A 24482-nucleotide genomic window follows, 5' to 3' on the forward strand; every position below is an offset into this window, starting at 1 on the left:
AACCAGCACGAGGGTGAAGATTAGATTCTGTCCTCTGAACCGATACACGCCCAGAATGAACCCCAAGATGAGCAACAGAAGTCCCTTTTCATGACACTTGTTGAGTAATATTTTGAGTCCCGTCATAAGGATGCCGGGAAGTAATATCGCGACGCTTACGTAGCATGGTGTGCCTTAAGCACGGGCCAAAATACAGCTTGGCATCTTCCGCGCTAACCCGGAAAGCGAATTCTCGCACATTGATTCAACGCTCAACAACCTGCTCCTATCGCTTGTCGCTTTCCTGCATGACTTTCTGAAGGTATATTTACCGGTGCGAAGTAATCCATGCAGACTTTGCAACTTTTTCGGTAAGGTGTACTTATTATGATACTGAATATGTTTAAAAAATGGTTGTAAGCTAGAAAAGAAGTGGACACATCAATTAAGGAACGAATAATTGATCTACGAAAGATGAGGTGTCCACGGCGCAGGAGAACAGCGGGTACTTTAACAGCATAGATGCTCGGTTATTAGCAAGCAAAAGAAAAACTCAGTTCTTTAACCAAAATTGTACTTCATTATTAGTAGTTATTTCATTCTTTATTAAAGTAGAAAGTATCTGCTCATTTCTAACTTCAAGAATAAACTGTTTATAAACGTTTTCTCTACCACCATTTTCTTCATACCACTTATTTATTCGCTTTTTGTGCTCACTGTCACTTCTAACAATTTTTTCTACTTTTTTGTACTCTTCATAACTGTCGTACTCCCAGATAGCGAATATTTCAGTAGTCGATTCATTACCTGGAACCATCCACCTTCCTACTAGTCTAGCCCCATGCTTAATTTGATTTGGCAAATTAGTTTCTTCAAAATGTGCATTGAAAATATCAACAAATTCATTTCTTACAATGTAAAATTTTCTTCTATAAAACAATATTCCCACATCCCCTTCTAGAGTCTAAAAATCAATCTGCTTTAACTTAAGCAGTAATTATCCCTATGCCGGGACCACGATAACCTTAATCCCAAGTTCTTTAATTTTTTCAATTGCTTCTGGGTCTGCATTCTCATCTGTGATTAAAAGGTCTAGATCTTCAATTCTGCCAGCCTTCGCAAACCCATCGCTGCCAAGAGTACGATGTGTGACAATTCCAATACGGCGTCGAGAAGCGGCAGATACTGCCCGACCGAACGCTCCTACTTCAGGGGAGGCCACAAAAATCCCTTCATCCGAAATCCCGCCTCCTGTGATGAAGCTGATATCAAACTTAAATAGGCGGATAAACTCTGTCGCTAGTACATCTGTAATATTTCCAGATGGTTTTACCCGACCACCGATCAGGTAGGTTTCTATCCACTGTCGTTCCCTTAAAGTATCAGCTACCCGCATGCTGTTCGTGACGATTGTAAGAGGTAGTTGATCAGGTAGATACTGTAATAATACATATGATAAAGATCCGCTACCAATAAAGACAGTATCATTTTCTCGAATATACGATACAGCAAGTTTAGCAATTGCATTGCCTTGTAAGGTCCCTTCTCCATATCGTATTTCTGGTCGAGTTGGAGCTTGTCGAACCTTTATGGATGGAATTGCGCCACCGTGGGTTTTTTTGAGTAATCCGTGATCCTCCATAATGGAGAGATCTCGCCTGATTGAATCAATGGAAACCTGGAACTTTTCCGCCAAGTCTTTGACCATTACACGTTTTTCCTCATTTAATAATGAAAGGATTCTTTCCCGTCGCTCTTCAGCGAACATTCCCGTGTCTTCCTTGATCACGTATCGCACCTCCTGAATATTCATATTCATTCCTGTATTTATTCAATTATATTCATTAATATGCCGTTTTGTAAAGTTTTACACTAATTATAAACCTCTTTTTTGCCGTTTCTCGCGTTTTTCTTATTACGATTAAATCGAGTTCGGAAAGAACTAAAAACGGCTATTGTATACATATTATTTCTAAATGACTCAATTGTTCTACTAGTATAGATTTAGTGGACTGCATATAACGCAATATAAGAGGCACTAAATCTTGATCAAGTTTAATCTCATTAAATGATTCCATTTCTTTCATATCCCCCTTCAATATGCCGAGGCACAAGTTGCCAAAGGGCATACTAACACAAAGGCAGCAGTCCCACATAAGGAACTGCTGCCTTTACTCCTTTTAAATTAACCCCACTTAATATCAGTGATATATAGGAGTCATCCGCGAGCCTTTGTAGTACTTGAAACATCTATATTCTCGTTTACCTCTCTAAACATACAAATTCCATCCCACAATAAAAGAAGCCAAGATGAAAGCCGAGATGCCAGACATGATGTACATCACCTTTTGTTTTTTGCTGTAACTGTTCTTCCGCAGTTTGTAGATAAGCAAGCAAAGATACGCCACTGCTAGAACCACATATAGTAGGTTAAACATTAAATTGATGCGTATCGAAGAATAAGCAGGATAATTTGGAAACCTCAACTTCGTCTGTATGATGAAAAGATTAAGAAGGAGTGCCACACCTGCAAAGTTAATTGCAAGATGATATTTATCAAAATCGGTCTGAGGATTCACTCGTTTATTTAGTTTGTTAAGAAGCACCCGGATTAAATAGCCGATCAAAGCACATAAACTGAAAATGGCGGCAAGCACAGCAGGAATAAGAGATATCTTAATCAAGTTTACCTTTACATTTGATACAGGCAAGTAATCAATGTAAGGAGTAAAGGAAATTTTATCAACAACCCCATTATGCTCGACAACATGATAAGAACTACTTAATTCAGCTTTTGTGAATTTCCTGATATCAAGGGCCGTAAATAAATTAGTAAATCTAGATGCTGCCCGTCGTGCGGATTGAAAATATCCTCCCCCCTCCGCAGTAACTATATTAGAATTGACGTTATCACCGAAAATTTCTTTAATAAGTCCATAACCATAAACTTCTTCAAAAGACTGATTTGTCATGACCACCACCCCAAAATTAGATTCGGGATCAAAGACAACTTTGCTGGAGAATGCTTTCAAATTCCCTTCGTGCATCAGTGTAGGCACCCAGTATTCCATCTCAACGAACCCATGCGCAAATCGCGGAGTAGAAGTACCTTCATAATATAGACTTGTTGACAACATTTCGTTTAACGTATCCCTGTTCTTAAATAATACATTGCTATCATCTACTGGCATCAACGCTGCAAGGAATTTCCCTAAATCTTCTGCTGTCCCAATCGCTGCCCCGGCAGGATAAAAGGTTACGTATCCTCTGTTCTCAGGGATCAGTTTCAAATCTTTCGTATACCCTTCAATCTCATTCCTTCTTTGTACTAGGTCTGGATGGTCTTGCCCCGTTGGATGAATCGAGGTGTCATTCATATGAAGCGGTTTAAATATATGTTGATTGACATACTCATAAAAAGGTTGGCCACTTTGTAATTCCACGATGTACGCGGCTAAACCAACGCCATAGTTTGAATAACCTACTATATTATTGGGTTTATATATCTGTTTCGGCTCATTTTTACGCAGCGTTTCTCCTAATTCTAACGTTTCATTCTCAGAGTAATATAACACCTCAGCCGCTGTTTGATCTTCCCAACCGGCATTGTGATGCATCAGGTTCATTAGGGTAATTGGATCATCATATTTCAACTTTTTGAAAAATCCCTCTGGCAGATATTCTTGGATATCCGTCTCCAAATCAAGCTTGCCTTGTTCGACAAGCTGCATCACACTCGTATAAACCAACAGTTTAGAGATGGAAGCCCATTCAAAAACCGTAGAGGTATCCGCCTTTCGCTGATTCTCAATATCTGCGTAACCATATGCCTTATTCACAATGGTTTCACCATCTTTGATAGCTACAACCGAAACGGCAGCGGTATACTTCTCATACGATGCAACATAAGCATCAATCGTTTCCTCTAACTTGGATAAAGGAATCCTAGATGGTGTAGTCTCAACCTGTTTCTCTTCAGCGTGGGCAGATACCGCTATTGCCATAATGATAAATATGAATGACAAAACACAAGCGATTAATTTGTTTACAGTGTGATATCCACGATTCATCTGCATTAGCTTCTCTCCTTTTATTTTAAATGTTAATTACATACTCTTTTTTCACGTATGCGTTTTCAAAAGAGTCCACATGAATCTAAATCATTCAACTTTCTCGTTTACTATATTCACAACCCAGCGTTTGCTAGGTGTCAGGCGACTGCCCGCAGCGTGAATATTATGTTAGGCGCTGTCCTGCTCTTCTTCAGTCTTCTATCATCAATTCTTAGCTATAAATGTATAAGTCAATATCAATTTCCGCCCCTAAATCATAAATGAACTTTATGGTATCTTTGTTTAAATACATTGCTGGCTTTTCATTATTCTCTATATTAATTACGACTTCAAACTTACATTCGAGATTGTACTGCCTAATTAATTTTACAACTTGATCTTTTCGATCCTGAATTAGAATTTTAACCTTATCGATCTGATCATTGATATCCAAAGATTCTTCGTACTCTGTAGCTAGCTCCCAACACGTTTCCTTACGAAATAGATCTCTCTGTATAGGATCACCTTTGAGCCAAGCTCTTGTGGGAGGAATTAACAATGTATTTGTAATTATATTGAGGTCAAATTGATCTCCAAATAAACTGAATTCTACTTTTACATTCGTTCTTTCCATCTTGGAATCTCCTCAATTTATATGTCTAGCAGGTTTTCACCTAACGATTCTGTATTCACTACCCAGCTTATGCTGGGTGGCCGGCAACTGTCGGACCAAGGGCGTATGACCGATGCATGAATATAATGTTAACTAAAGTACTTAGCCTCCTTGAATACCCTTAAATAGGATCACTTCTGTATTTATTTATGTACTCTTCTAATGTCTTTCTCGCCTCTTCATATGTTCTAATTACTTCATCTAATTCGTTCTTCAGTTCTCTATGTTCTTCCCAATATTTTTTCCCTACCTTGAGCACCGAACAAAATAAATCCCCCATGTACAAATCTCCTGATCTTAATGGGATCTCCACTAATTTCTCCAAGACTAGAGGTAAAAGAAGATCTAGACTCATTTGTTGCCCGATCAAAAGCCTTAAATCCTCATTATTCAATTCACAGAGAGGTTTCTTTCTTAATTCATTTGCTCGGAGAACTAATCGAGAAGCAAAATTCGGTTTATCCCACTTTTCGTCTTCTAGGTCTTCAAGGGTTTTGGTTACATCCACTTGCTGCATAGCTTCCCCCTCTTAAATAAGTGATTTCCGGCATTTCACATACGTTGTGTATTCACGAACCCTCACTGGCTTAAGCGCGTAAGCGCGGATCAGACGGACTTAGCCAGTACAGAGTTGTCCGCCTGATTCAGCTTCCCCGAAATCCCTCCTGGCGACCGAGGGAAAATGTCCGATGCGTGAATATGGTGTTATGAGATGGTGATGTCTTCTATAGACTACTTTCAAATATTACGCTAGAATATGGTTTTATTACTTGATCCGAAAAATATTCTTTAAAGAATTCATTGGTTGTTCCAGGAAATTTATAATGTTCTAAAGATTCTTCTAGCCTATACACTGTCCTCTTAATTTCATTAATGGGTAACCATTCAATCCCAACCTGTCCAACATCAGCTTGTAGGCTTCTTAATTCATTATTTAGGAATTGAGTACTGCACTCATAAATAAAATCAATAGAATGAACTTCCTTCATTATGAAGGAGTATTCATGATTGCGCGACATGTATTCTCTTACACAAACTAACCTACTACTCAATATTTCAATACCCAGTTCTTCCATACACTCGCGACTTAAAGCCTGTTCCAATGTTTCGTTCTCTTCTTGAGCTCCTCCAGGCAGTACATAATAAATACCTATATTTGCTCTCCTTTTCTTTATTAATAGAAGATTGTCATTCTTGATAATCAATGCTCTTACTGTATTTCGAATCATCTAGAATAATCTCCCTCCATACAATGTCTACATCACTTTCTCATAACGTTACTGTATCCACGACGTCCCACCGACTTAAGCGACCAACGGGAGCGGCCGCGATGCGGTTAGTCGGTGCGGATGTGTCCGCTGAATCTCCCCCTCTGCCAATTGCTTCTCGCGGACCGAGGAGCCACCAGGTCCGAAGCGTGGATATGATGTTAGCAGATGTTAATGCCATCTTAGAATTGCTTCAAAAGTTCTTCTCTTGCTTTGATTAACCACGGATGGACTAATTTCAATTTGTCTCTTTGTTCCCATATGTTATTTAAATAGATTAGTATTCCTTCTGTTAATTTGTGTTCATCCACTTTTGTTCGTATGTCCTTCAAATATTGATGGCCTCCTGGAAGTTCCCATGAGATCTTATCAGAAATAAATAAGACTTTATCCAATAAAGAGGAATGTGGCTTCATAGTTGTATGACACTCTATTGCACTTAACATTTCTTGATCATCAATTTTAAATATTTCAATAGCCATTGCTTTTGATAGCTTTTGATGTACGATTCGGGCATAAGTTCTCTCTTCCGGCAAGATTTCTATTGAAAGCACTTCTGCAACATGTAACATTTCTTTGACTGGAATGACATTACTTATGTCATGAAGAAGTCCTACTTGCTCCGCTTTCAATGGATCTGCATTATATAATTGAGCAACTCGTCTTGCTTCAGCTGCGACTTTCAATGTATGTTCCAATGTTTCTTTATCATTATGTATTGTGAAAAACTTCTGGATATCATACTTTAGATCATTCGTTAATTTAAAGTTTGGCACACACTGTTCAAGTATGGTGTTCATGTTTTTGGGTTCCCCTTTGCATTAATTTCGGCTAACGTTCTTGTGTTCACGAACCCGAGAGGCTTAAGGCGACCAACGGGAGCCGGATCGAAGACTTAGCCTCGCAGGGTTGTCTGGTTTCATCCACTTCCCCGATTACTCCTCTGCCAGACCGAGGGCGTCAGCCCGATGCGTGAAAACAGTGTTAGATGAGGTTACCTTGAGCTACTCACAAAATCCCTCATGCCCTCTCTTAGCATGCTAACCCCTTCTTCTACACTCTTCATATTCTCATCGTCATTCATATTATTCCTTGCATGTAATAATGCCGGTCTTAATGATTCTACTGAATTTCCAAATTGGTACATCCATTCATATCTAGGAACCATCCATAAATGAAAGTGATGTGTTGTATCTTCATTATAAAAATAATAGACCTTATCAATTCCCAATCGTTTTCTTTGTTCACTTCTGAGCTTATGGATTAACGAAATAAATTCTAATCGCTCTTCATCTGTTAATTCATCCATGCAGTAAAAATGCCTCTTTGAAGCTAATATAACTAACCCTTTAATTGGGTAAGCAATATCTTGATGGACATGAAAGTTGCTTGATTCAAAAATTACTCCACCTGTTGAAGAAATCAAACCACTTGTCAATGCGCAGCTTACACATTCAACTTCTACTGATCTTCCATCAGCTAATGTAATTAGTCTTGGCATTATGCACCTCATAGTTTTTGATTTTGATAAGAACTTGCATCGTAATTTCATCTAACGTTATTGTATTCACGACGTCCCACCGACTTAAGCGACCAACGGGAGCGGCCGCGATGCGGTTAGTCGGTGCGGATGTGTCCGGCTGAATCTGCTTCCTCGAAAACTGAAATGCCACTCCGAATCCTCATCTAACTTCGTGCCGGACCAAGGGCGAATGCCAGATGCGTGAATATGTTGTTATAGGATGTCAGCACCTTCTTCGAGATCCTTACAATGTATTTGAATCTAAAGCTTTCAAAATATCCTTCACTAATAATTCTGTTATCATATCACGTGTAGATTCATTAATACTTACTAGCTGTACTTCCTTGTTATATTTGATTTTGTCAATTCCCGGATGACTATCTAGCGGAACTGTCCCTAAAACAATTCGATTATCATAAATGATTTCTTGTACTTTTCTTTGGAAAGATAAGGATAAATTCTGCATGAATCCAATTTCATCAATTACAACAATCTTTTTAAATGTCATGGCCTCTTGTAATACTCTTAAAGCAAATTCTTCGAATTTTTCTATATCGATTCCGTATCTTCCAATTCGAGTTTGACTGGGACTCTCTACATGCGCAATTTCCACACTCTCTCCATCAACGGATACGCATCTGAAACCAATTCGCTCATTAATTGAATTAGTTATTTCCTCAGTGTAAAATCCACCCCAAGTTTCTGATCCAATCTCATTTATAAGTTTTTTTATCAAAGTTGATTTCCCTGCTCTTGGCTTTCCCGTGAGCAAAAATACTCTTTTAGAGCTCTGCTGTTCCCCGTCTATTCTTGACAACAACTTATAGTCAGGTGGATTCAAATTCCACGTCTCATAGGGGACAGAGCGTGGCACACGTAGGGTATCTAAAATGCGAGATTTTAAATGAGGCCGTTTAATGTATTCATCCATTGTAGTTTCATCCAAGTGTAAAAACTTCGCATCTAGTATCTCTTCGGGTTGAATTGTTATTTCACCGCTCACATAGTCCGCATTAAAAACCACAGACAATACGTGAAGTCTTTCATTATAGTAGACGCCGGACACTCCGATGGGGCGGATGACAACTCCGGTTTCTTCAAGGAATTCACGACACACCGCTAGTTCTAATGACTCCCCAGCATCAACAAATCCTCCCGGCAATTCCCAAGTATCAGCTCGTAAATGTGTTCGAACCATCAATACATGCCCCATCTTATTCTGAACAAATGCAGATACAGCAACTAAATGTTTTGACTGTTCTTGCATTGTCAAACACCACCGATCAAGTATTTTGTATTCTGTTCGATATCAAAAAAAGAAGTTTAACATTTAGGGTTTGCGCTGATTTCACATAACATCTAATTTATGTACTTCGTGAATACCACACATCCTGTCCATTAGCTGAACTACGTATATGATAACCCATATTGTTACATTTGCGAAGAAAAATTCCTTAAAAAAAGGGACGGGTAGCATAGTACTCAATCTCCCAAATCCATCCGATCCAACTGGCTTTGAATACGCTGGATATTTTTCGTACTAACATGCGTATATCGCTGAGTTGTACGTGCACTCGTATGACCAAGTAACTCCTGAATGTAGCGCAGGTCTGTCCCGTTTTCCAGCAAATGAGTGGCAAAGGAATGCCTCAGCGCATGAATACTTACCTTTTTCATAATTCCTGCGCGTTGTCTGGCTTCTTCAAAAACCTTCTACACGCTCCGCTCGGTAAGATGTCGATCAGAAGATTGCCCCGGAAAGAGGCAACGATTGAGTCTATATTCAGCTATGTATTTCTGCACCATATCCCAGGCGAGGCTTGAAAGAAGCGTCCTCCGATCCTTTTGCCCCTCCCCTCTCTCACGACGAGTGTTTTCCTTTCAATATCCAGATCGCTGCAACGCAGACGCACAACTTCAACTACACGAAGCCCGGAAGAATAGGTCAGAGACAATACAGCCTTATGTTTAGGGTTGGTTACGGATTTGAGTAATCGAGTAACTTCCTTTTCGGACAATACTTGTGGAAGCTTGGTCTGCTTCTTGGGAAGAATATACTGTTATGGTGATCGTCTCTTCGGTTGTAGTATCATCGTTCATAGGAAACTCTCCTTTGTTCGAGTCTACGTCTTTCTCCGCAATTTTGAAAAATAAAAAAGGAAGGATCTCTACATCCCAAATAGGGAATCAGATGACCTTCCAATCTTTCGGAACATTTATGATGTTGTAAAAGTAGAGATGAGCATAGCAAGTTCAATAGCAAACCTCTACTCCATGTAACTTCACCAAAGCATACACTACTGATCAATTTGTCCTGATGGATAACAGTAGACGATTGAACCAGCTGGTATTTTGTTTGGGGAGATCCCTTTTCCTAAACATATACTGATATTCTTCTTGCCAGCTATAGAATGGTTAATTTGAGTAGAAACAACTTCAAATACTTGCTCTTCCCCATCCGTTTTTAATCTGGTCACCGATCATCTCTTTGATTGTTGAAGGAAGTAGTTCATCCAACTCTTCATTGGCCCCCATAACGATGGTTCCGAATTCGGGTGTATCGAAGACTAAGCCAACGCCAAACAGCATTTTAGCTTCCATTCTGTGCCCACCTTATCTCTGATCTATGAATAGCTCGCCTTTGACATCTCTTACCCTGAGATCGGCATTACGAAGTCTAACCATGGCATTTATCAACAATGTTTAAGTTACCCATTTAGCTTGTAACGTTCTAAACATACAAATTCCATCCCACAATAAAAGCAGCTAAGATGAAAGCCGAGATGCCAGACATGATGTACATGACCTTTTGCTTTTTGCTGTAACTGTTCTTCCGCAGTTTGTAAATAAGGAAGCCAAGATACGTCACTGCCAGAACTACATAAAGTAAGTTAAACCCTAAATTGATGCGTAACGAAGAATAAGCGGGATAACTTGGAAGTCTCGTGTGTATGATTAAAAGGTTAAGAGGAAGTACCGCACCTGGACAACATTAATTGCAAGATGATATTTATTAAAATCTATCCGAGGATTTCCTCGTTTATTTAGTTTGTAAAATAGCATCCGGATAAAATATACGAGCAAAGCAGTCAAACTGAAAAGGATGGCTAGTATGACAGGAATAAAAGATATTACAATCAAGTTCACCTTCCATTTCGATACAGGCAAGTAATCCATGTAAGGAGTGAAGGAAATTTTCTCAACAACGCCATTATGCTCGACCACATTATAAAGACTACTTAACTCAGCTTTTGAAAATTTGGTTATATCAAGCTGCCTGAATAAATCGGTAAATCTAGCGGCTGGCCGCCGTGCGGATTGAAAATATCCTCCTCCCTCCGAAGTAATTATATTAGAATTGACGTTATCACCGAAAATTTCTTTAATAAGTCCATAATAATAAATTTCCTCAAAAGACTGGTTTGTCATGACGACCATCCCAAATTTAGATGCGGGATCAAAGACAACTTTACTTGAGAACCCTTTCAGATTCCCCTCGTGCATCAGTGTAGGCACCCAATATTCTATCTCAACGAATCCATGAGCAAATCGCGGAGTAGAAGTCCCGTCATAATATAGACTTGTCGACAACATTTCGTCTAACGTATCCCTGTTCTTAAATAATATATTACTATCATCTACTGGCATCAGCGCTGCAAGAAATTTGCCTAAATCTTCTGCTGTCCCGATGGCTGCCCCTGTCGGATAAAACGTAACGTATACTCTGTTCTCAGGGATCAGTTTCAACTCTTTTGTATACCCTTCAATCTCATTCCTTCTATGTACTACGTCTGGACGATCTTGCCCCGTTGGATGAATCGTAGTGTCGTTCATATGAAGCGGTTTAAATATATGTTGATTGACATACTCATAAAAAGGTTGGCCACTTATCTTTTCCACGATGTAACCGGCTAGACCAACGCCATAGTTCGAATAACCCACTATGCTATTCGGTTTATATATCTGTTTCGGCTCATTTTTACGCAGCGTTTCTCCTAAATCAACATTTTCATTCTCGGCGTAATAATACACTTCCGTCACTGTTTGATCTTCCCAACCCGCATTGTGATGCATCAGGTTCATTAGGGTAATTGGATCATCGTATTTCAGCTTTTTGAAAAATCCCTCTGGCAGATATTCTTGGATATCCGTATCCAAATCAAGCTTTCCTTGTTCGACAAGCTGCATCACACTCGTATAGACCAACAGTTTAGAGATGGAAGCCCATTCAAAAACCGTAGAGGTATCCGCATTTCGCTGATTCTCAATATCTGCGTAACCATATGCCTTATTCACAATGGCTTCACCGTCTTTGATAGCTACAACCGAAACGGCAGCGGTATACTTCTCATACGAGGCAACATAAGCATCAATCGTTTCCTCTAACTTGGATAAAGGAATCCTGGATGGTGTAGTCTCAACCTGTTTCTCTTCAGCGTGGGCAGGTACCGCTATTGCCATAATGATAATTATGAATGACAGAACACAAGCGATTACTTTGTTTACCGTGTGATGTCTACAATTCATCTGCATAGCTTCTCTCCTTTTATATTAAATGTTAATTACATCTCTTGTTTTCGAGTATGCGTTTTCAAAAGAGTCCACACGAATCTAAGTTATTTCTCCAATGCAATTACACTCCATTTAGGAGAGATGTCGGAGAATTTCGCCTTTCCAATTAACGATGTTTATTTCTTTATCTTTCAAGAGGCACCAATCAATAATTTCACCTATCCATTTTGGCGTGATGATCTCATCGCTCCATTGCGGTGTTACTACTCTTCTGTATCCTATATATTCTGTTGTCCAGCCTTCGAATTCTTCTCCGATGATGACTATATATGGGGGCTTGTTCTTAATACTGTGTTGTCCCACTTCATAAGTGACGATTAACTTCTTATCCTCAGAAACGATATGTAATTTGATTATCCCTTCATCGTCAATATCCGGTTCAACATACCAATAAAATAATCGATTGGATCGAACGATTTTACGTTTATATTTTTTTCTTACGCCCATAACTCACCTCACATATTTTGCTTAACACCGTATGAAGTATTTCAACAGTTTGCCAATCCACAACATTAACACTTTGTTATCCGATGTTGAAGGCCCTTAAGATTCATTAATTCTATTACTTTGTTATTCTTTCTTTATTGCCTAATATGACTTCATGAATTTCATCATATAATTGTAAATCTATAAATTCTTCATGAATCCATAGTCCTTCCTCAACATCTCCTCCCCCCATACCTCCACTAATCCCATCACCAGGAAAGAGTTTTTCGTAAAATAGTCCTTGGCCTTCTCCCTCATTACAGTCCCATGCAATGGTATCTAAATCTTTTAATAGAGTATGTAATGTCTCCTCACTGCAATTTACTAGTTTCATAGGGCAAGACAAGTAGATTTGTCCTCCATCATCACCTTCCATAATTACATATGCATCTGGAGTATCCTGAGCTTTCTTAAAACTGTCTATAAATTGATTGCTCGGTAGTCCATTTGCTTCATTAAGCATATGTCGAACAGGGCTATGGTGCTCTGGAATTACACCCATCTGATTGTTATCATCTTTTTTTCTTTCCATAAGAATACACCTCGTTGTTAGATATATTTTCTTAAAGTCATCTCAAATTAGTTATTTACTTCATTCATTCCTATGACTTGTTCAAATGCTATATTAAATTCTTTAACATTAATGTTTAACTTGATTATCCCTTCTTTATCAAGCCCTTTAGTATCTAATTTAAAAGTACCTGTCAGTTCTTCCGAGCTATTACCATCAATTTTCATATTTATGTCCAATTTAATATTCCTATCAATTAATCGCTCCTGAATATCCTTACTCAAGATCGGTTCAACTGTTTCTAACATTATTGATTTATTGGTTCTATTTCGAAGAGTGAAATTGTATGTTACAACTGTAATACCTGCATCTTCTTCGCTCTCTCCCAGTCCAAATGAACTTGAGTTTATTATCAACCCGTCCTCAACAATTTTATCTGTCTTCACACTGTATGAAATACATCCACTTAGGGCGAGTATTGTTAAAAGAAATAGTAAAATCATTAAACGCTTTTGATTCTTCAATTCGGAAACTCCTTTAATTTTTTTCTTCATTTTTAAGATCCCTATTTGCAAGTTCAAGTGCAATCGCTAATCTAATCCGTGAATATTTCCTAAGTCCTTTTAAATAGTTATTGTCTAGTTGTTTGCTTTCAATTATAGGTTCAACATTGGAGTCGTAACGATCGATTTCTACCTTTGCAATTGTATCGTTATTAATCAGCAACGAAAAAATGTCTTCCCCTTGTTCAGGTGTCCAAAATAAGATATAGGCAGTCTTCATTTTTGGGAAAAACCTCTTAATAACTGAAAGCAATCCTGATCTTATTTCATCATTAAATAATGACTCATGCGATCCTACTAATTCTCTTCTTATAACTTCTTCAGTTTTACTGCCCTTTAATTTTATTAATTTCATAATGCCTCGCAAGTTATCCTTATTTTAATTTTTTGACTTGTTAATTTCCTGTAACGTTCACTAAATACCAACGGGAATGATTCGACAGACTGAGATTTGTAAGGTTGTCCGTTAACCCCACTGATATAGATCTAAGATAAATACTTCATCACCTAACGAAAAATAAATCTGTTCCCAATCAAACTTATCTTTCCATTTAAATTACTATTAGTATTATGAAGTTCTATTGCTCGTTCTAATGGCGAATCAATTTTTATAAACTGATATTCGTGCCCATAGCATCCTCCGAAGTGAGTAATTAAACTACTTACCCCTTCTAAATATCCATTAATTTTATTGAATAGTTCATGATTCATACAGTCACATCCAATATCTTAGTAAATTGATTTTGTCTGTTCCACAATTAAATTCCTCATTTACTCCATAAACTCTTGATATCTTCTACTATAGTTTTTGAAATATGATTGGATGAATCCTGCGGATACAACCATACTGTTACGATAAGAGTTAAACATATCGTTAATCCTAGAATAACTCGCTCAACAATTCTAAATCTGGTGTATTTAAGCAAATAATAAACTAAACTGGATAAGATAAGAATAATCATACCATTCACCAAAAAGGTCATGGGCAAGCTTATAATCCTGCCTAACCCGGTGTTAGGATATTTTAATAAAAGTAAAATCTCTAATACTACACATGGAACTGACAGTAGAACAATGTACAAAAAATGACTTTTGAATTTCCTCTCCACCACTGAACTCTCCTACTCCAACTCTTTTAATACAATTGCACATAACATTTAGTGTTTACGAGCCCGAGAACCCTAACTGACCAGTAATTATTATTCTTGCTTCCATTGATGTGATTCGTGTAGTTTACCAGTTTCATAAAAATACTTTAGCACTTCAAGCATGGGTAGTAATTCTATACAAATGTTATCGCAATAATTTCCCAACTGACCACCAATAACTAGAGAAATTTCACTATTCCCCTGCTTATCGTTCATAAGCGTATATATATGTTCATCCATTGTAATAGACACTACAAAATATTCCGGTCCGCCTCCAACTAATGCTGAACATGTGTCTGCTACCTCAAAAAAAACTAATGTAAATTTATCTCCATCGAGTTTTCTCAAAAAACGTAAACTCTCTGCCCATGTAGGGTTCATAATGATCTCTTCATTAAATGTGGTCCCATTCCGTTCATCAATGCTAATAGAATTTATCACTTTTTCTTTTTATCCTCCTTCTTTCATCACACATATCCATCTTCAGGTTCACCAACATCAAAACCCAACACTTTTGTCGCTTCCAACTTAAATGTCTCTATCCAAGACATCCATACATCGCTATTCATCTGTGCATAAAATGATAACCCACTAGGCTCAACGGATGCTTCAATGAAAACATCATCCTCTTCAGTTCCAAACCAATATGGAATTCCACTTTTATAACCAATCCACCCTGGCATACGCTCATATACTTTAGAAACTTTATCCCATACCTCATCAGGCAGGTCATACCTTATATTTAGGTTGCAATTATGAGAGTTTATGTTGTTCATTTACATTCTCTCCTTCTACCTTAGACGTACCAAAAAGATCCTATATATACTTCTCCCACTACTTGATCAAGGATGTGTCTCTTGTTCTTTATATACTATTTTCGTTTATCGTTTACCAAATATCTTCTTCCTTTAAGATTTCTTTGGTGGGCTGGTCTACAGCTAACCAAGTAGAAATATCCCCTTCTATTTTTCTCTTCCACGCTATCAAAAAATGTACTTGGCATATCTCGCGGGAATCCATCTGTATCATAGGTACTTCAACACCTTGATCAGAATGTAAGACAGAACTATACTTCTCAAAATCAGAGTTTAAAACAAGAAATTCAGGAATCATATCACCTTGGTTTCTTTTTCGCATTATCAGTGGTTTTTCTTGAGTTCCTATGTGTAGACGGTATTGTTCATTCTCATATTCTACAGCTTCAAGATTTTCTCCCGTGTCAGCTCCGTGATCTTCCCAGCTGTATCCCTCTTTCCACGAAGCAGAAAAGCTACACGTGCTTATCTGATGATATGCATTGGGTTTGATTCTAAATACGGCCCCCCAGCATTCGTCTACTTCCTGAGGTGAAGAAAGATTATGGTTCAGATTACAGAGCAATAACTCGCAATCAAACGAGTCGTAGTAATACTGGTATAGTGTGCCGCCATGTTTGAGCTGAGCACAGTGAGTAGGAAGATAACATTCGCTGGAGACAGCAAGAGAAAGTTCAATTGTTCCTAGAGGCGTATATATTGAAGGTTTTATATGATCAGTACCTTGAATTAAGGCTTCTTTTCCACGAAAAAGCTTCATAATGTCCCTCCTTACTCATCTACTTAAGAGTTACTTTCTATTCTTGATAATTAAAAAAATATTTATTATATAAATTTGGCTCCATTTCTTTTATTCTAATTCCATTCTCTCCTGCGTCCTCTATCCCTCTTATGTAGAAAAGACACTTTAAATTTTTATCAAAGACAATACAAGAAAAGTCCCAGTCTTGATACCTATATTGATCTAATAAATCTTTCTTGGATTTGATATATGGTATAAAACTCATCTTATTTGAGTTATCGATTATTTGTATCACATTATCTAACTTTAATACTTTATTTTTAGATAAGTAGGTATCGAGATCTTCTTCATGGTAAATGTCTAAAAATAAAATAGAATTATCTTCTATTAGTAATCCATCTAGAACCTCGGTGATATTACAATTTAGAATCTTAAAGTATGGAGGCATTTTGATAATTTGTAATGGTTTCATCAGTTCTCCCCAAAAAAGTTTTATCGAGAATTTCATAAAGTGTTCTTATATCTACTAACCCTCACTACCTTAAAGAGTGCAGCGACTTGTCGCAATTCAATAAGGTAGTTCAGGGTTACCTGCTACCTCCACTTCTTCGAAACCCTCGGTATACAAAGAAGTGGAGGCAACGTAGCGTAGATATGTTGTTATTTAGATGTCAATTGTCTTCCACAAAACACTTATAGATTGTATTTCGTTTTCATTCTTTCATATAACTTATATTCCGTATTTCGATTTACAATCTCTCCAATTAACTCTTTCCATTTATTTTCAATCCACTTAGGACTTTGTTCTTTCAGAATATCCTCGTTAAATTGACTATCGATATACTCCAAATCTTGTTTAAGCACTCCTATATCCTTAATTAGTTGATTTCTGGATTCTTTTTCTAGCGATATCTTATTCGATAAAATGTCGTCTGTGATTTCTACACTTATATACGTATACATATCTCTAAACACATTGTAGATTAAATTAGTTGATGATAATTGATCTTCCTTGAAGTCGGAATTCAGAAAGACGAATGATTCTTCACCAACTTTCAAAGATACCGCCACATTTCCTAAGGCATGTATGACTGTTTCCTTGGAAGAGCCGTCCTCTAAACTTTTTATCACATTATCTAAATTGTAGATGGATTCTTTTATACCAATTTCAGTTCCATGATTCATTTTTACGGTGTAATCAACTTCTTGATTGTCTTTGTACGCTTTGAATTGATAGTTGAAGCACATACTTATTATCAATCCAACCATTAGTATGATTATTGCAATATTTTTTCTCATTAAATCACCTCGTAATCTTTCCATACAATGATTAATTTTTTTGTATTTCTCACATACAACAAATTCCATCTACTAGTACCTGAACTAAGTATATGATAACCCATATTGTTACAATTGCGAAAGGAAATTGGCGAATAAGGGAGATTTATTAGTTTTCTCAACCCCTTATCTAATCGATCCAATAGGCTTTGAATACGCTGAATATAAGCAGAGTTGTACAGAGTGCGAATATGCAGTGAGCCCTACATTATAGTAATAATAAAACAAAAAGGTCCTTCTTCATCCCATAGGGAATCCGACGACCTTCCAGTGCTTTTGGAACATATCAACTTTTTAAAAGGTAGAACGTACCGTCTTTCGCTGCAAGCGGGGCTAGCGCCGGCAACCACCTGCTCAAGTCAACAAAGCCTGTGCAATCTGATCCACAATGCCATTGATGCCTGTTGGTCCATAACAACCGATCCATGTCGCGGCATCTACGGAGTGTATTTGCTGTCGCTCATCTGTATCAAGTATCCCCCAGACACGTTGCTCTGTTGCGGATATGCCCTCCTGCATGATCTCATTGCTAAGCAGGAAGTAGTGGCTCGCCTGCACAGCCGGTAGTCTCTCAACAGAGATATGATAGGCCGTGTCGGTGGTATCTGCTACAAATAACGGAACAGGCAGACCCAGGTCACGGTACAGTACAGCACCTGTGCGATGAGAGGCAGAGTGTACGCGAACCAGAGAATCCAGTGGACGAATCAATGCCACGCTCTTACCTGCCAGTACTGGAGCAAGTTCTTCAGAAAGCAATGTGGTTCGTCGGTGATAATCCGCAAGTATACGTTTTGCCTCTGCTCGTTTACCAGTTAATTCACCGAACAGGCTAAGAATGGTCTGCCAACTCTCATTGCGCTTAAACATAAGAACTGGAGCGATCCGGCTTAACCGTTCATAGTACTGATCATGCACCTCGGTGCAAATAATCAGATCCGGGGACAGTCGTTCGACAGCAAGCAGATCAGGGTACTCATATGTTCCTAGTAATTCGGTACCCTGCAGTCCTGCTCTGATATATTGCGGAAAATGGAACGTTCCACTTCCCAATCCCACACTTCCTGCTGGAGATAATCCAAGCGCAAGCAAATGATCTGCATATTGCACATCAAGTACGGCAATTCGCTGTGGAGAACGGGTGACAGGATATTCACCTCGCATATGGCATATCACTGGACCTTGGTCCGACTCGTACGAAGAAGCCATGCGATTCCGCAGCAAGGATTGAGCATAATTTGCATCTGTTTCCTTAGCAGCATCAAGTCGATAACGCAGCGGAGGGACGCCATAATATTTCTTAAATGCCCTACTGAAATAATACATATCGCGATAGCCCATCTTGTCAGCAATTTCTCCAATGGACGCATCCGTATGATGCAGCATCCGCGATGCATTTTCCATCCGTAGCTGGATGACGTACTCCATCGGTCCAAGCTGCTTCTCTTGTTTGAATCGTCGCTGTAACTGCCTTACGCTGCAACCGGCAAGGGCCGCCAACTCTTTAAGCTCCAGATTCTGGCGATAATGCGATGATATATATGACACGACTACATCCACCATGTCGGACTCTGCTCCGCCTTGACCACGTTCATACTCCATGATCAGTTCATAGATCATCCCCTGGAGCAAAGCATGGGCATGAAACCGTTCCAGTCCTTCGCCACGACGCCATTTGGCAACGATTTTTTCCGCATTCTGGATCCATTCTGCCTGAGTCACAGGGTTCTGAATAAACGAATTTTGCAGCGGATGTTTGCGATACGAGGGCATGGTATGTGAGGCTCCTTCCATGGAAGAAGCCTCGTACATGATTACGATATAATAAAGTTCGTCTGATCTGGCCGTCAGCGTAAAGGATGATCCCTTCACCACATGACAGGCAAAAGAAGCTCCAATGTGGCAACCCTCGCCATCCATTGCAAGCTCCCCCTCCCCTCCGTATGCCAGCAGTAGCACATTTGAAGTTAAATCCGTTTCGTGTAAAACGCTGCCTGTCTGCAAAGTACCGCTATACCCGTCAAGCATCTTGATCGTTGTATCACTCCATAGACTTGTCTGTTCTTGCAGCGGCATTTCTCTCATCTCCTGACAATAGCAAAGGTAAAATTCTTGCTGTTGTCATTTTAGTTGAGATTCTTTCTCATTGTCAATTTTCGGACATTTGAGACAATATTCCCCTGACATCTGGTAATAGAAACAGCAGGTAATTCGCTCGCTTTTGGCAACATGCACATTGTCCTTACAATCCGTGAAGCGGGTTAAAGGATTCTTCCTCTCACCAAATACCTCCCCGGATGCCACCTGCGTCAGATATGAAAAGTCCTCTTGAATGATCTTACTTTCCTGCTCAGTCTCGGCTTCATCAGGAGCGAATAGTCGGCCGATACGTACCATGATATTCTCCCAGAGAATACTCATCGAAAGAGGTGCAATCGCAGCAAGTGTCTTTAACAGAGGTGTCAGCTGTACCGCAAACATCTCCTCGAGCACCTTTTCCCGCCATACTCCCCTGTCTCCCGTTAGTCCTTCAGCCTGAAGTCCATTCACCGCTAGAAAAGGAAATCGTGTGCCGCCCTCTTGATCTGAGAGTGCCGGATGATAGAGAAAGCTGTTCTCCAGCTGAAAGGTTACATGCTGATGATGAAACGTCATCGCGGTCACGAGCGGAGTCGTCCATAGATAGCCAAGCCGCTTGGCTAACATGGAGGCTGCGACTTTCATGTCAGGCGCATCGATATAGTTCTGAAACCAGCTGATATACTCTCGACAAGCCTCTTCGTCATGCAACTCACTCAAAGCAATGGTACGGACACTATGTTCAGGCGGCTCACCAAGCAAAATCGAATGATCCTCTACCGTCTCTTTCCATAAGTCTGTCGAGAGATATGGGTTCATATTAGTTCGATCCGAGCAGGGCTTCCGATGCCTGATCTACAATCAGATTAATCGCAAGCGGTCCGTAGTATGCAATCCACAGTGTTGAGTTTACGTCATACGTGCGGTTATTTTTCACAGCATCAAGGGACTTCCACACGGGATTAGTCAACATAGCCTCTGCCTCTGCTGCGAACAGCTCATCCGACAGCACAAAATAACGATCTGCCTTAATATCAGGGACTTTCTCCATGGAAATTTCAACAGAAGTATCATCCTTGATCTCTTTAACGAGTTCAGGCATGTTTAAGCCCAAATCATTATACAAAATGCCGCCTGTACGATGCTCGATACCATGAACACGAATGCCTTCTTTACGCGGACGAATCAGCGCGACTGTCTCATCCCCCATTTTCTCTGTCAGCTGTGCCTTCAGACCAGCAACTTTTTCCTCATAGGCTGTACGCACTTTCTCTGCCTCGTCCTGCTTGTCTGTAATTTTAGCAACCGTACCTAACGTATCACGCCAGTCTTCGTAGAAGTCGAGTACCAGGGTAGGTGCAATTTTGCTTACACTCTCATACTGCTTCTCTTGGAAGTCCGTCATGATAATCAGATCCGGGTCGAGTGCAACAATCGCTTCCAGATTAGGCTCGTCCCGTGTACCCAGAACCTGTACATCACTCGGTTGATCGCCTAAGTATTCTGGAAAATCGGTGTTACCTCCAGCGATAACACTACCTGCTGGCTTCTCGCCAACCGCTAACATCTGATCCAGAAATTTAACATCCAGCACTGCAATTTTCTGTGGTTTTTCGTTTAGAGTGATGTCACCCTTCATACCCTTGATCGTTACGGGAAAAGCTCCGTCCGTCTGCGTTTCCGCATTCGCAGGTGTCTCCGCTGGCGTTGCCGCAGATTGCATACCGCTATCTGTACCTGTTGCGGCACCGCAAGCCGTCAGGACTAGAATAAGGGCCATCATCAAGCCCATGAGTAATCGTGATTTGTGAGCAGTGTAGGCTTTGTTACCAGCCGTTTGCCCCTTTGTTCCTTGTTTCATTTGTAAATCCCCCTTATGTATATACTGATAATGATTTTCATTATCGAAATATAAAGAGAGTATATACGATCTCCGTATCGTGTTACCATGTACTTTTGCGACATTTGAGCCGGACTAATGCGACATGGCAAGCGCTTATCCGCCCTTTAATTTCTCAGCGATATACCCTTGCAGTCGGTAGATGTCCGAAAGAAGCTCCTCTTCCTCCGGCGTATTCCCATACTCCCCTAGCCAGCGCGGTGTGCGGATATGCCACTCATCTGTCAGGTATTGCTGTTCATCCCGATACTCCAAAATATGTCCCAGGAAATATTCCAGTGATCCAAAAGATTGTTTACCAGTATCCTTGATGATGGATTGTGTTTTTTCAATGATTGCCTGTAACATGTGTTGGATATGTTCTTCCGGACTCATAGCGTTAATTCCCATCAATGACCTCCCCCTATCTCTACAAAAAAAGTGAATTAGTATATTATTTAAATGATCCAAATATTTCTAGACGTAGAATTCTGTTCTAGTTAAATACAATAAATCGATGCCCAATGAGTATTGAGATATCGATTCATATCATCTAATTATGAGGTGAATCATGAGTATGCGACCAAACATGAAGTATAGCTTTATTGTTAGCGCAGTTATTATTGTCGTTGTTCCTATTATCATTGGATTGTACATGTTGAACAAGGTTGTCGATCCTGACGAGACAATGGTTACAAGAACTGAAGTTTCTCCTGAGCTTATTACGGTAAAAGGTGGATTTGCAGACAGTATTAGCAGATATCACGGCTACTACCTCTCACATCATAACAATTCACTTTTCATTCAGATTAAAGGCAGTAAACTTCCTATCGGTGGTAGTAAAGACTTCACAATTTCATTTTCTAATACTTATGGGAGTGTTGATGAAATCTACTTATTAGGTCCTGGCAACTCTAAGAAAAAGATTTGGCCGAATCCCTAACTTTCATCGGAATGGATATCATATGATCTAACGCAATCAGCTTCAGTCTCTTCTGCTTAACTTCATAAATGCCGAGTATTCCTGATCAGACTTCATATAACTTAATATCTTTTCCGCACATTCAGCTGCACCAAGCTCTTCCGTATTCACTTCCAGATCATATTCATCATAGGAGTAGATGTAGTCGAACTGGGAATGGGCAAGTCCAATCTCACGATCTCCCCTGCTCTGCTCCCTTCTGGTAAGTTCTTCTTTCGAGCACTGTACGCCTACAAACAATATCGGATAATCCGATAGTAAATCATAAAAATCATTAAACCACTTGTCATTGCTGATGACCGTATCCACGATGACATTCAAACCCATTTCCGAAAACAGTTTAATGGTTGCACAGTACATCGAATTGATCGGGTCGAACAGGATATCGGTCATCACATGGTGTTCCACTTCTCTTGTTGGTTTTATATCTGGATATGTATTGTCGATAAACTGATCATAATTATGCAGAAATTGATCTACAGATAGATGATGAAACGGAATGTCTCCCTGATTTTTCATTTCCATCGCAATGCTCGTCTTCCCCGAACTTGACGTTCCGTTCAAAAATATAATGAGTCCTCGTTCCATATTGATCACCCTTATCATTAAATTGGAAAACACTGTTCTGCCGAATTACCACTCTCTCCATTCTTCCGTAATATCTTCATCCTGAATGTCTAACCCAGCCAGCCTAGCCACCTTGTCTAAAAAATCTGCCAATTCTTCACGTTCCACCGTTTCAATGAAGTAACCATTGACCTCATTCATTTCATTAAACCTAAGCACAACTTCTTCTACAGCCTTCATCATGCGCTCAGAATCTTGCGTTTCTTGTAATGCTATTAATTGGTGCAAATATGTATCCAGGGCTTGATCAGACATGAGTAATCTCTCTTCTGTAAAAATCTCATCTCCGTGTTTAACCATTCTCTCGTTCCATAGTTTCGTTGGTTTTTCATGAAACAAGTTTTGTAATGTCAATGGAATCAACCCCTTCCATATTTAATCATATCTATATTTTACCTGTAACCCAAATTATGAACAAGCGTTCACGCCTATTCACTTTCACCCTATTCACTCCATAGCCTTGTCACGTTCTCTAATTCCATCTCGTCAAATTGTAATCGATAAATGTCCGGTTTCTTGGTTTGATTCATAAAATCCAATCCGTAATCCGAATCAAAGTAGTTCATCATCAACGTCATTACATGTCCGTGTGTGCCGATCGCCACTTTTTTACCCTTGTATTCTTCTAAAATCTGTTTCAACACGCCCACTGCTCTATTCTGGCAAACCGTGTTCGATTCGCCTCCTGGCAATGCATAATCCGGGTCATCAAACATCTTCTTCGAAGCAGGCTCGAACTCTTCATCCGCAATCATATCATCTGAAAAATGTCTTTCCCGAAGATCCTCCATGATCTGAATATCTAATTCTAACGCTGCTGCCACACCCTCTAAGGTCAGAATAGCCCTGGCATAAGGACTTGAGACAATGGAATGTATTCCTTCATTCGTTAATATTTCCGTTATTCGTTCTGCATTCATCTTGCCCTCCAGAGTAAGCCCCCTCGTTCTTTCCGTTCCTTCCGTATACGGTGACTCCGCATGCCTTACCATATAAACGATGGTCTTCATAGGACCCTCCTTGAGTTTCTTCTATAAAATTTATGGTCACGCTTTAGGTCCTTCAACATATTCTGTCTTTCCGTTCCAAAAATCAATGAAATGGTGCCACCATATTTTAGATTCTGAATTAATTCAGGATTGATATTTTGCTGGACATTTAATTTACAATAATTTTCAGATATGTGTATAGTAGAAATGAAGCAAGATGCTTTTAAAAGAAGTTAAATCTAACGGAGAGGATGAGA

The 24482-nt window shown here is 39.4% G+C and carries 33 protein-coding genes and 1 pseudogene; 1 reads left to right on the forward strand and 33 read right to left on the reverse strand.

Translation table 11 applies throughout. The features are described from left to right. Positions 1-532 precede the first annotated feature (532 nt). The 30 genes and pseudogenes from BLS69_RS16015 to BLS69_RS16145 all read right to left on the reverse strand — a co-directional run bounded on the left by BLS69_RS16015 (position 533) and on the right by BLS69_RS16145 (position 22038). The gene (locus BLS69_RS16015; RefSeq protein ID WP_091033289.1) at positions 533-919 is read right to left on the reverse strand and encodes an NIPSNAP family protein; all 387 of its coding nucleotides are present in this window, start codon (positions 917-919) and stop codon (positions 533-535) included. Positions 920-982: 63 nt separating this feature from the next. Then, on the reverse strand, positions 983-1747 hold the full coding sequence (locus BLS69_RS16020) for a DeoR/GlpR family DNA-binding transcription regulator (protein WP_133385904.1): 765 nt from the start codon (positions 1745-1747) through the stop codon (positions 983-985). A 502-nt stretch (positions 1748-2249) separates the two neighbouring features. Then, entirely contained in the window at positions 2250-4055 is a 1806-nt protein-coding gene (locus tag BLS69_RS16025; RefSeq protein ID WP_091033293.1) for a serine hydrolase, read from the reverse strand. 208 nt (positions 4056-4263) lie between these two features. Next, on the reverse strand, positions 4264-4665 hold the full coding sequence (locus BLS69_RS16030; protein ID WP_091033295.1) for a DUF4279 domain-containing protein: 402 nt from the start codon (positions 4663-4665) through the stop codon (positions 4264-4266). Between the two features lie 160 nt (positions 4666-4825). Beyond that, a complete protein-coding gene (locus BLS69_RS16035) occupies positions 4826-5221 on the reverse strand; it encodes a contact-dependent growth inhibition system immunity protein (RefSeq protein WP_091033298.1) in 396 nt (131 codons plus the stop codon). 208 nt (positions 5222-5429) lie between these two features. Beyond that, the gene (locus BLS69_RS16040) at positions 5430-5933 is read right to left on the reverse strand and encodes an NUDIX domain-containing protein (RefSeq protein ID WP_091033301.1); all 504 of its coding nucleotides are present in this window, start codon (positions 5931-5933) and stop codon (positions 5430-5432) included. A gap of 40 nt (positions 5934-5973) precedes the next feature. Continuing rightward, positions 5974-6153, reverse strand: a complete 180-nt coding sequence (locus BLS69_RS31900) for a hypothetical protein (RefSeq protein ID WP_133383990.1) — start codon at positions 6151-6153, stop codon at positions 5974-5976. A gap of 1 nt (position 6154) precedes the next feature. After that, on the reverse strand, positions 6155-6772 hold the full coding sequence (gene yqeK, locus BLS69_RS16045; protein ID WP_091033303.1) for a bis(5'-nucleosyl)-tetraphosphatase (symmetrical) YqeK: 618 nt from the start codon (positions 6770-6772) through the stop codon (positions 6155-6157). Between the two features lie 194 nt (positions 6773-6966). Beyond that, positions 6967-7473 (reverse strand): HIT family protein, encoded by a 507-nt coding sequence (locus tag BLS69_RS16050; RefSeq protein ID WP_091033306.1) that lies wholly within the window; start codon positions 7471-7473, stop codon positions 6967-6969. Further along, positions 7448-7645: a hypothetical protein gene (locus BLS69_RS16055; RefSeq protein ID WP_091033309.1), complete on the reverse strand. Its 198-nt coding sequence runs from the start codon at positions 7643-7645 to the stop codon at positions 7448-7450. Before BLS69_RS16055 ends, BLS69_RS16050 begins: the two co-directional genes overlap by 26 nt. Positions 7646-7738: 93 nt before the next feature. Next, positions 7739-8314, reverse strand: coding sequence for a nucleoside-triphosphatase (locus BLS69_RS32580; protein ID WP_249911840.1), 576 nt, complete (start codon positions 8312-8314; stop codon positions 7739-7741). After that, positions 8300-8761, reverse strand: a pseudogene (locus BLS69_RS32585) (NUDIX hydrolase); the annotation flags it as partial. The gene BLS69_RS32580 and the pseudogene BLS69_RS32585, both read right to left, overlap by 15 nt. Before the next feature lie 215 nt (positions 8762-8976). Further along, positions 8977-9171, reverse strand: coding sequence for a tyrosine-type recombinase/integrase (locus tag BLS69_RS32590; RefSeq protein WP_091033314.1), 195 nt, complete (start codon positions 9169-9171; stop codon positions 8977-8979). Positions 9172-9281: 110 nt separating this feature from the next. After that, positions 9282-9512: a tyrosine-type recombinase/integrase gene (locus tag BLS69_RS32595; protein WP_240767951.1), complete on the reverse strand. Its 231-nt coding sequence runs from the start codon at positions 9510-9512 to the stop codon at positions 9282-9284. Continuing rightward, complete coding sequence (locus tag BLS69_RS32600) at positions 9463-9594, reverse strand: hypothetical protein (RefSeq protein ID WP_256332359.1); 132 nt, start codon at positions 9592-9594, stop codon at positions 9463-9465. Before BLS69_RS32600 ends, BLS69_RS32595 begins: the two co-directional genes overlap by 50 nt. A 336-nt stretch (positions 9595-9930) precedes the next feature. Beyond that, positions 9931-10095 (reverse strand): hypothetical protein, encoded by a 165-nt coding sequence (locus BLS69_RS32165; protein ID WP_165980127.1) that lies wholly within the window; start codon positions 10093-10095, stop codon positions 9931-9933. Positions 10096-10449: 354 nt separating this feature from the next. Then, entirely contained in the window at positions 10450-12027 is a 1578-nt protein-coding gene (locus BLS69_RS16075) for a serine hydrolase domain-containing protein (RefSeq protein ID WP_091033315.1), read from the reverse strand. Between the two features lie 111 nt (positions 12028-12138). Continuing rightward, positions 12139-12513, reverse strand: a complete 375-nt coding sequence (locus BLS69_RS16080) for a hypothetical protein (protein WP_091033318.1) — start codon at positions 12511-12513, stop codon at positions 12139-12141. A gap of 115 nt (positions 12514-12628) precedes the next feature. Continuing rightward, positions 12629-13084: a hypothetical protein gene (locus tag BLS69_RS16085; RefSeq protein WP_076209375.1), complete on the reverse strand. Its 456-nt coding sequence runs from the start codon at positions 13082-13084 to the stop codon at positions 12629-12631. Between the two features lie 47 nt (positions 13085-13131). Continuing rightward, complete coding sequence (locus tag BLS69_RS16090; protein ID WP_091033320.1) at positions 13132-13617, reverse strand: hypothetical protein; 486 nt, start codon at positions 13615-13617, stop codon at positions 13132-13134. Beyond that, positions 13601-13981: a hypothetical protein gene (locus tag BLS69_RS16095; protein WP_176872735.1), complete on the reverse strand. Its 381-nt coding sequence runs from the start codon at positions 13979-13981 to the stop codon at positions 13601-13603. The genes BLS69_RS16090 and BLS69_RS16095 overlap by 17 nt, the downstream gene beginning before the upstream one ends. An 844-nt stretch (positions 13982-14825) precedes the next feature. Further along, complete coding sequence (locus BLS69_RS16105; protein WP_091033324.1) at positions 14826-15215, reverse strand: hypothetical protein; 390 nt, start codon at positions 15213-15215, stop codon at positions 14826-14828. 26 nt (positions 15216-15241) lie between these two features. After that, entirely contained in the window at positions 15242-15550 is a 309-nt protein-coding gene (locus BLS69_RS16110) for a hypothetical protein (RefSeq protein WP_091033326.1), read from the reverse strand. Positions 15551-15662: 112 nt separating this feature from the next. Further along, positions 15663-16349 carry a hypothetical protein gene (locus tag BLS69_RS16115; RefSeq protein ID WP_091033329.1) on the reverse strand — a complete coding sequence of 229 codons (687 nt, stop codon included), beginning with the start codon at positions 16347-16349 and terminating at the stop codon, positions 15663-15665. A gap of 37 nt (positions 16350-16386) precedes the next feature. Continuing rightward, complete coding sequence (locus tag BLS69_RS16120) at positions 16387-16803, reverse strand: hypothetical protein (RefSeq protein ID WP_091033331.1); 417 nt, start codon at positions 16801-16803, stop codon at positions 16387-16389. Positions 16804-17024: 221 nt separating this feature from the next. Further along, positions 17025-17630 (reverse strand): oxidoreductase, encoded by a 606-nt coding sequence (locus BLS69_RS16125; protein ID WP_091033334.1) that lies wholly within the window; start codon positions 17628-17630, stop codon positions 17025-17027. A 393-nt stretch (positions 17631-18023) separates the two neighbouring features. Beyond that, positions 18024-19745, reverse strand: coding sequence for a helix-turn-helix domain-containing protein (locus tag BLS69_RS16130; RefSeq protein ID WP_091033336.1), 1722 nt, complete (start codon positions 19743-19745; stop codon positions 18024-18026). 45 nt (positions 19746-19790) lie between these two features. Further along, entirely contained in the window at positions 19791-20567 is a 777-nt protein-coding gene (locus BLS69_RS16135; protein WP_091033339.1) for an IucA/IucC family C-terminal-domain containing protein, read from the reverse strand. 1 nt (position 20568) lies between these two features. Then, the gene (locus BLS69_RS16140; protein WP_091033342.1) at positions 20569-21609 is read right to left on the reverse strand and encodes an ABC transporter substrate-binding protein; all 1041 of its coding nucleotides are present in this window, start codon (positions 21607-21609) and stop codon (positions 20569-20571) included. A gap of 135 nt (positions 21610-21744) precedes the next feature. Then, a complete protein-coding gene (locus BLS69_RS16145; RefSeq protein ID WP_091033345.1) occupies positions 21745-22038 on the reverse strand; it encodes a hypothetical protein in 294 nt (97 codons plus the stop codon). 160 nt (positions 22039-22198) lie between these two features. On the opposite strand from BLS69_RS16145, the gene BLS69_RS16150 reads away from it, so the two are divergent. After that, positions 22199-22570 (forward strand): hypothetical protein, encoded by a 372-nt coding sequence (locus BLS69_RS16150; RefSeq protein WP_091033347.1) that lies wholly within the window; start codon positions 22199-22201, stop codon positions 22568-22570. A 42-nt stretch (positions 22571-22612) separates the two neighbouring features. On the opposite strand, the gene BLS69_RS16155 is transcribed toward BLS69_RS16150, so the two are convergent. From BLS69_RS16155 to BLS69_RS16165, 3 genes are all read right to left on the reverse strand, one after another. Next, complete coding sequence (locus tag BLS69_RS16155; RefSeq protein WP_091033348.1) at positions 22613-23197, reverse strand: chloramphenicol phosphotransferase CPT family protein; 585 nt, start codon at positions 23195-23197, stop codon at positions 22613-22615. Between the two features lie 45 nt (positions 23198-23242). After that, a complete protein-coding gene (locus BLS69_RS16160) occupies positions 23243-23590 on the reverse strand; it encodes a hypothetical protein (protein WP_091033351.1) in 348 nt (115 codons plus the stop codon). Positions 23591-23679: 89 nt separating this feature from the next. Further along, positions 23680-24246: a histidine phosphatase family protein gene (locus BLS69_RS16165; protein WP_091033354.1), complete on the reverse strand. Its 567-nt coding sequence runs from the start codon at positions 24244-24246 to the stop codon at positions 23680-23682. Between the last annotated feature and the right edge of the window lie 236 nt (positions 24247-24482).

Origin of the sequence: Paenibacillus sp. CF095, assembly GCF_900101225.1 — a bacterium.
Lineage (GTDB): Bacteria > Bacillota > Bacilli > Paenibacillales > Paenibacillaceae > Paenibacillus.

What these genes read in the sequence shown, in the direction of transcription:
- BLS69_RS16020 (WP_133385904.1), bottom strand. Translation starts at nt 1,747, where the DNA reads ATGTTCGCTGAAGAGCGACGGGAAAGAATCCTTTCATTATTAAATGAG.
- BLS69_RS16025 (WP_091033293.1), bottom strand. Translation starts at nt 4,055, where the DNA reads ATGCAGATGAATCGTGGATATCACACTGTAAACAAATTAATCGCTTGT.
- BLS69_RS16030 (WP_091033295.1), bottom strand. Translation starts at nt 4,665, where the DNA reads ATGGAAAGAACGAATGTAAAAGTAGAATTCAGTTTATTTGGAGATCAA.
- BLS69_RS16035 (WP_091033298.1), bottom strand. Translation starts at nt 5,221, where the DNA reads ATGCAGCAAGTGGATGTAACCAAAACCCTTGAAGACCTAGAAGACGAA.
- BLS69_RS16040 (WP_091033301.1), bottom strand. Translation starts at nt 5,933, where the DNA reads ATGATTCGAAATACAGTAAGAGCATTGATTATCAAGAATGACAATCTT.
- BLS69_RS31900 (WP_133383990.1), bottom strand. Translation starts at nt 6,153, where the DNA reads ATGGCATTAACATCTGCTAACATCATATCCACGCTTCGGACCTGGTGG.
- yqeK (WP_091033303.1), bottom strand. Translation starts at nt 6,772, where the DNA reads ATGAACACCATACTTGAACAGTGTGTGCCAAACTTTAAATTAACGAAT.
- BLS69_RS16050 (WP_091033306.1), bottom strand. Translation starts at nt 7,473, where the DNA reads ATGCCAAGACTAATTACATTAGCTGATGGAAGATCAGTAGAAGTTGAA.
- BLS69_RS32590 (WP_091033314.1), bottom strand. Translation starts at nt 9,171, where the DNA reads ATGAAAAAGGTAAGTATTCATGCGCTGAGGCATTCCTTTGCCACTCAT.
- BLS69_RS32600 (WP_256332359.1), bottom strand. Translation starts at nt 9,594, where the DNA reads ATGAACGATGATACTACAACCGAAGAGACGATCACCATAACAGTATAT.
- BLS69_RS32165 (WP_165980127.1), bottom strand. Translation starts at nt 10,095, where the DNA reads ATGGAAGCTAAAATGCTGTTTGGCGTTGGCTTAGTCTTCGATACACCC.
- BLS69_RS16075 (WP_091033315.1), bottom strand. Translation starts at nt 12,027, where the DNA reads ATGCAGATGAATTGTAGACATCACACGGTAAACAAAGTAATCGCTTGT.
- BLS69_RS16080 (WP_091033318.1), bottom strand. Translation starts at nt 12,513, where the DNA reads ATGGGCGTAAGAAAAAAATATAAACGTAAAATCGTTCGATCCAATCGA.
- BLS69_RS16085 (WP_076209375.1), bottom strand. Translation starts at nt 13,084, where the DNA reads ATGGAAAGAAAAAAAGATGATAACAATCAGATGGGTGTAATTCCAGAG.
- BLS69_RS16090 (WP_091033320.1), bottom strand. Translation starts at nt 13,617, where the DNA reads ATGAAGAAAAAAATTAAAGGAGTTTCCGAATTGAAGAATCAAAAGCGT.
- BLS69_RS16095 (WP_176872735.1), bottom strand. Translation starts at nt 13,981, where the DNA reads ATGAAATTAATAAAATTAAAGGGCAGTAAAACTGAAGAAGTTATAAGA.
- BLS69_RS16110 (WP_091033326.1), bottom strand. Translation starts at nt 15,550, where the DNA reads ATGAACAACATAAACTCTCATAATTGCAACCTAAATATAAGGTATGAC.
- BLS69_RS16115 (WP_091033329.1), bottom strand. Translation starts at nt 16,349, where the DNA reads ATGAAGCTTTTTCGTGGAAAAGAAGCCTTAATTCAAGGTACTGATCAT.
- BLS69_RS16120 (WP_091033331.1), bottom strand. Translation starts at nt 16,803, where the DNA reads ATGAAACCATTACAAATTATCAAAATGCCTCCATACTTTAAGATTCTA.
- BLS69_RS16125 (WP_091033334.1), bottom strand. Translation starts at nt 17,630, where the DNA reads ATGAGAAAAAATATTGCAATAATCATACTAATGGTTGGATTGATAATA.
- BLS69_RS16130 (WP_091033336.1), bottom strand. Translation starts at nt 19,745, where the DNA reads ATGCCGCTGCAAGAACAGACAAGTCTATGGAGTGATACAACGATCAAG.
- BLS69_RS16135 (WP_091033339.1), bottom strand. Translation starts at nt 20,567, where the DNA reads ATGAACCCATATCTCTCGACAGACTTATGGAAAGAGACGGTAGAGGAT.
- BLS69_RS16140 (WP_091033342.1), bottom strand. Translation starts at nt 21,609, where the DNA reads ATGAAACAAGGAACAAAGGGGCAAACGGCTGGTAACAAAGCCTACACT.
- BLS69_RS16145 (WP_091033345.1), bottom strand. Translation starts at nt 22,038, where the DNA reads ATGGGAATTAACGCTATGAGTCCGGAAGAACATATCCAACACATGTTA.
- BLS69_RS16150 (WP_091033347.1), top strand. Translation starts at nt 22,199, where the DNA reads ATGAGTATGCGACCAAACATGAAGTATAGCTTTATTGTTAGCGCAGTT.
- BLS69_RS16155 (WP_091033348.1), bottom strand. Translation starts at nt 23,197, where the DNA reads ATGGAACGAGGACTCATTATATTTTTGAACGGAACGTCAAGTTCGGGG.
- BLS69_RS16165 (WP_091033354.1), bottom strand. Translation starts at nt 24,246, where the DNA reads ATGAAGACCATCGTTTATATGGTAAGGCATGCGGAGTCACCGTATACG.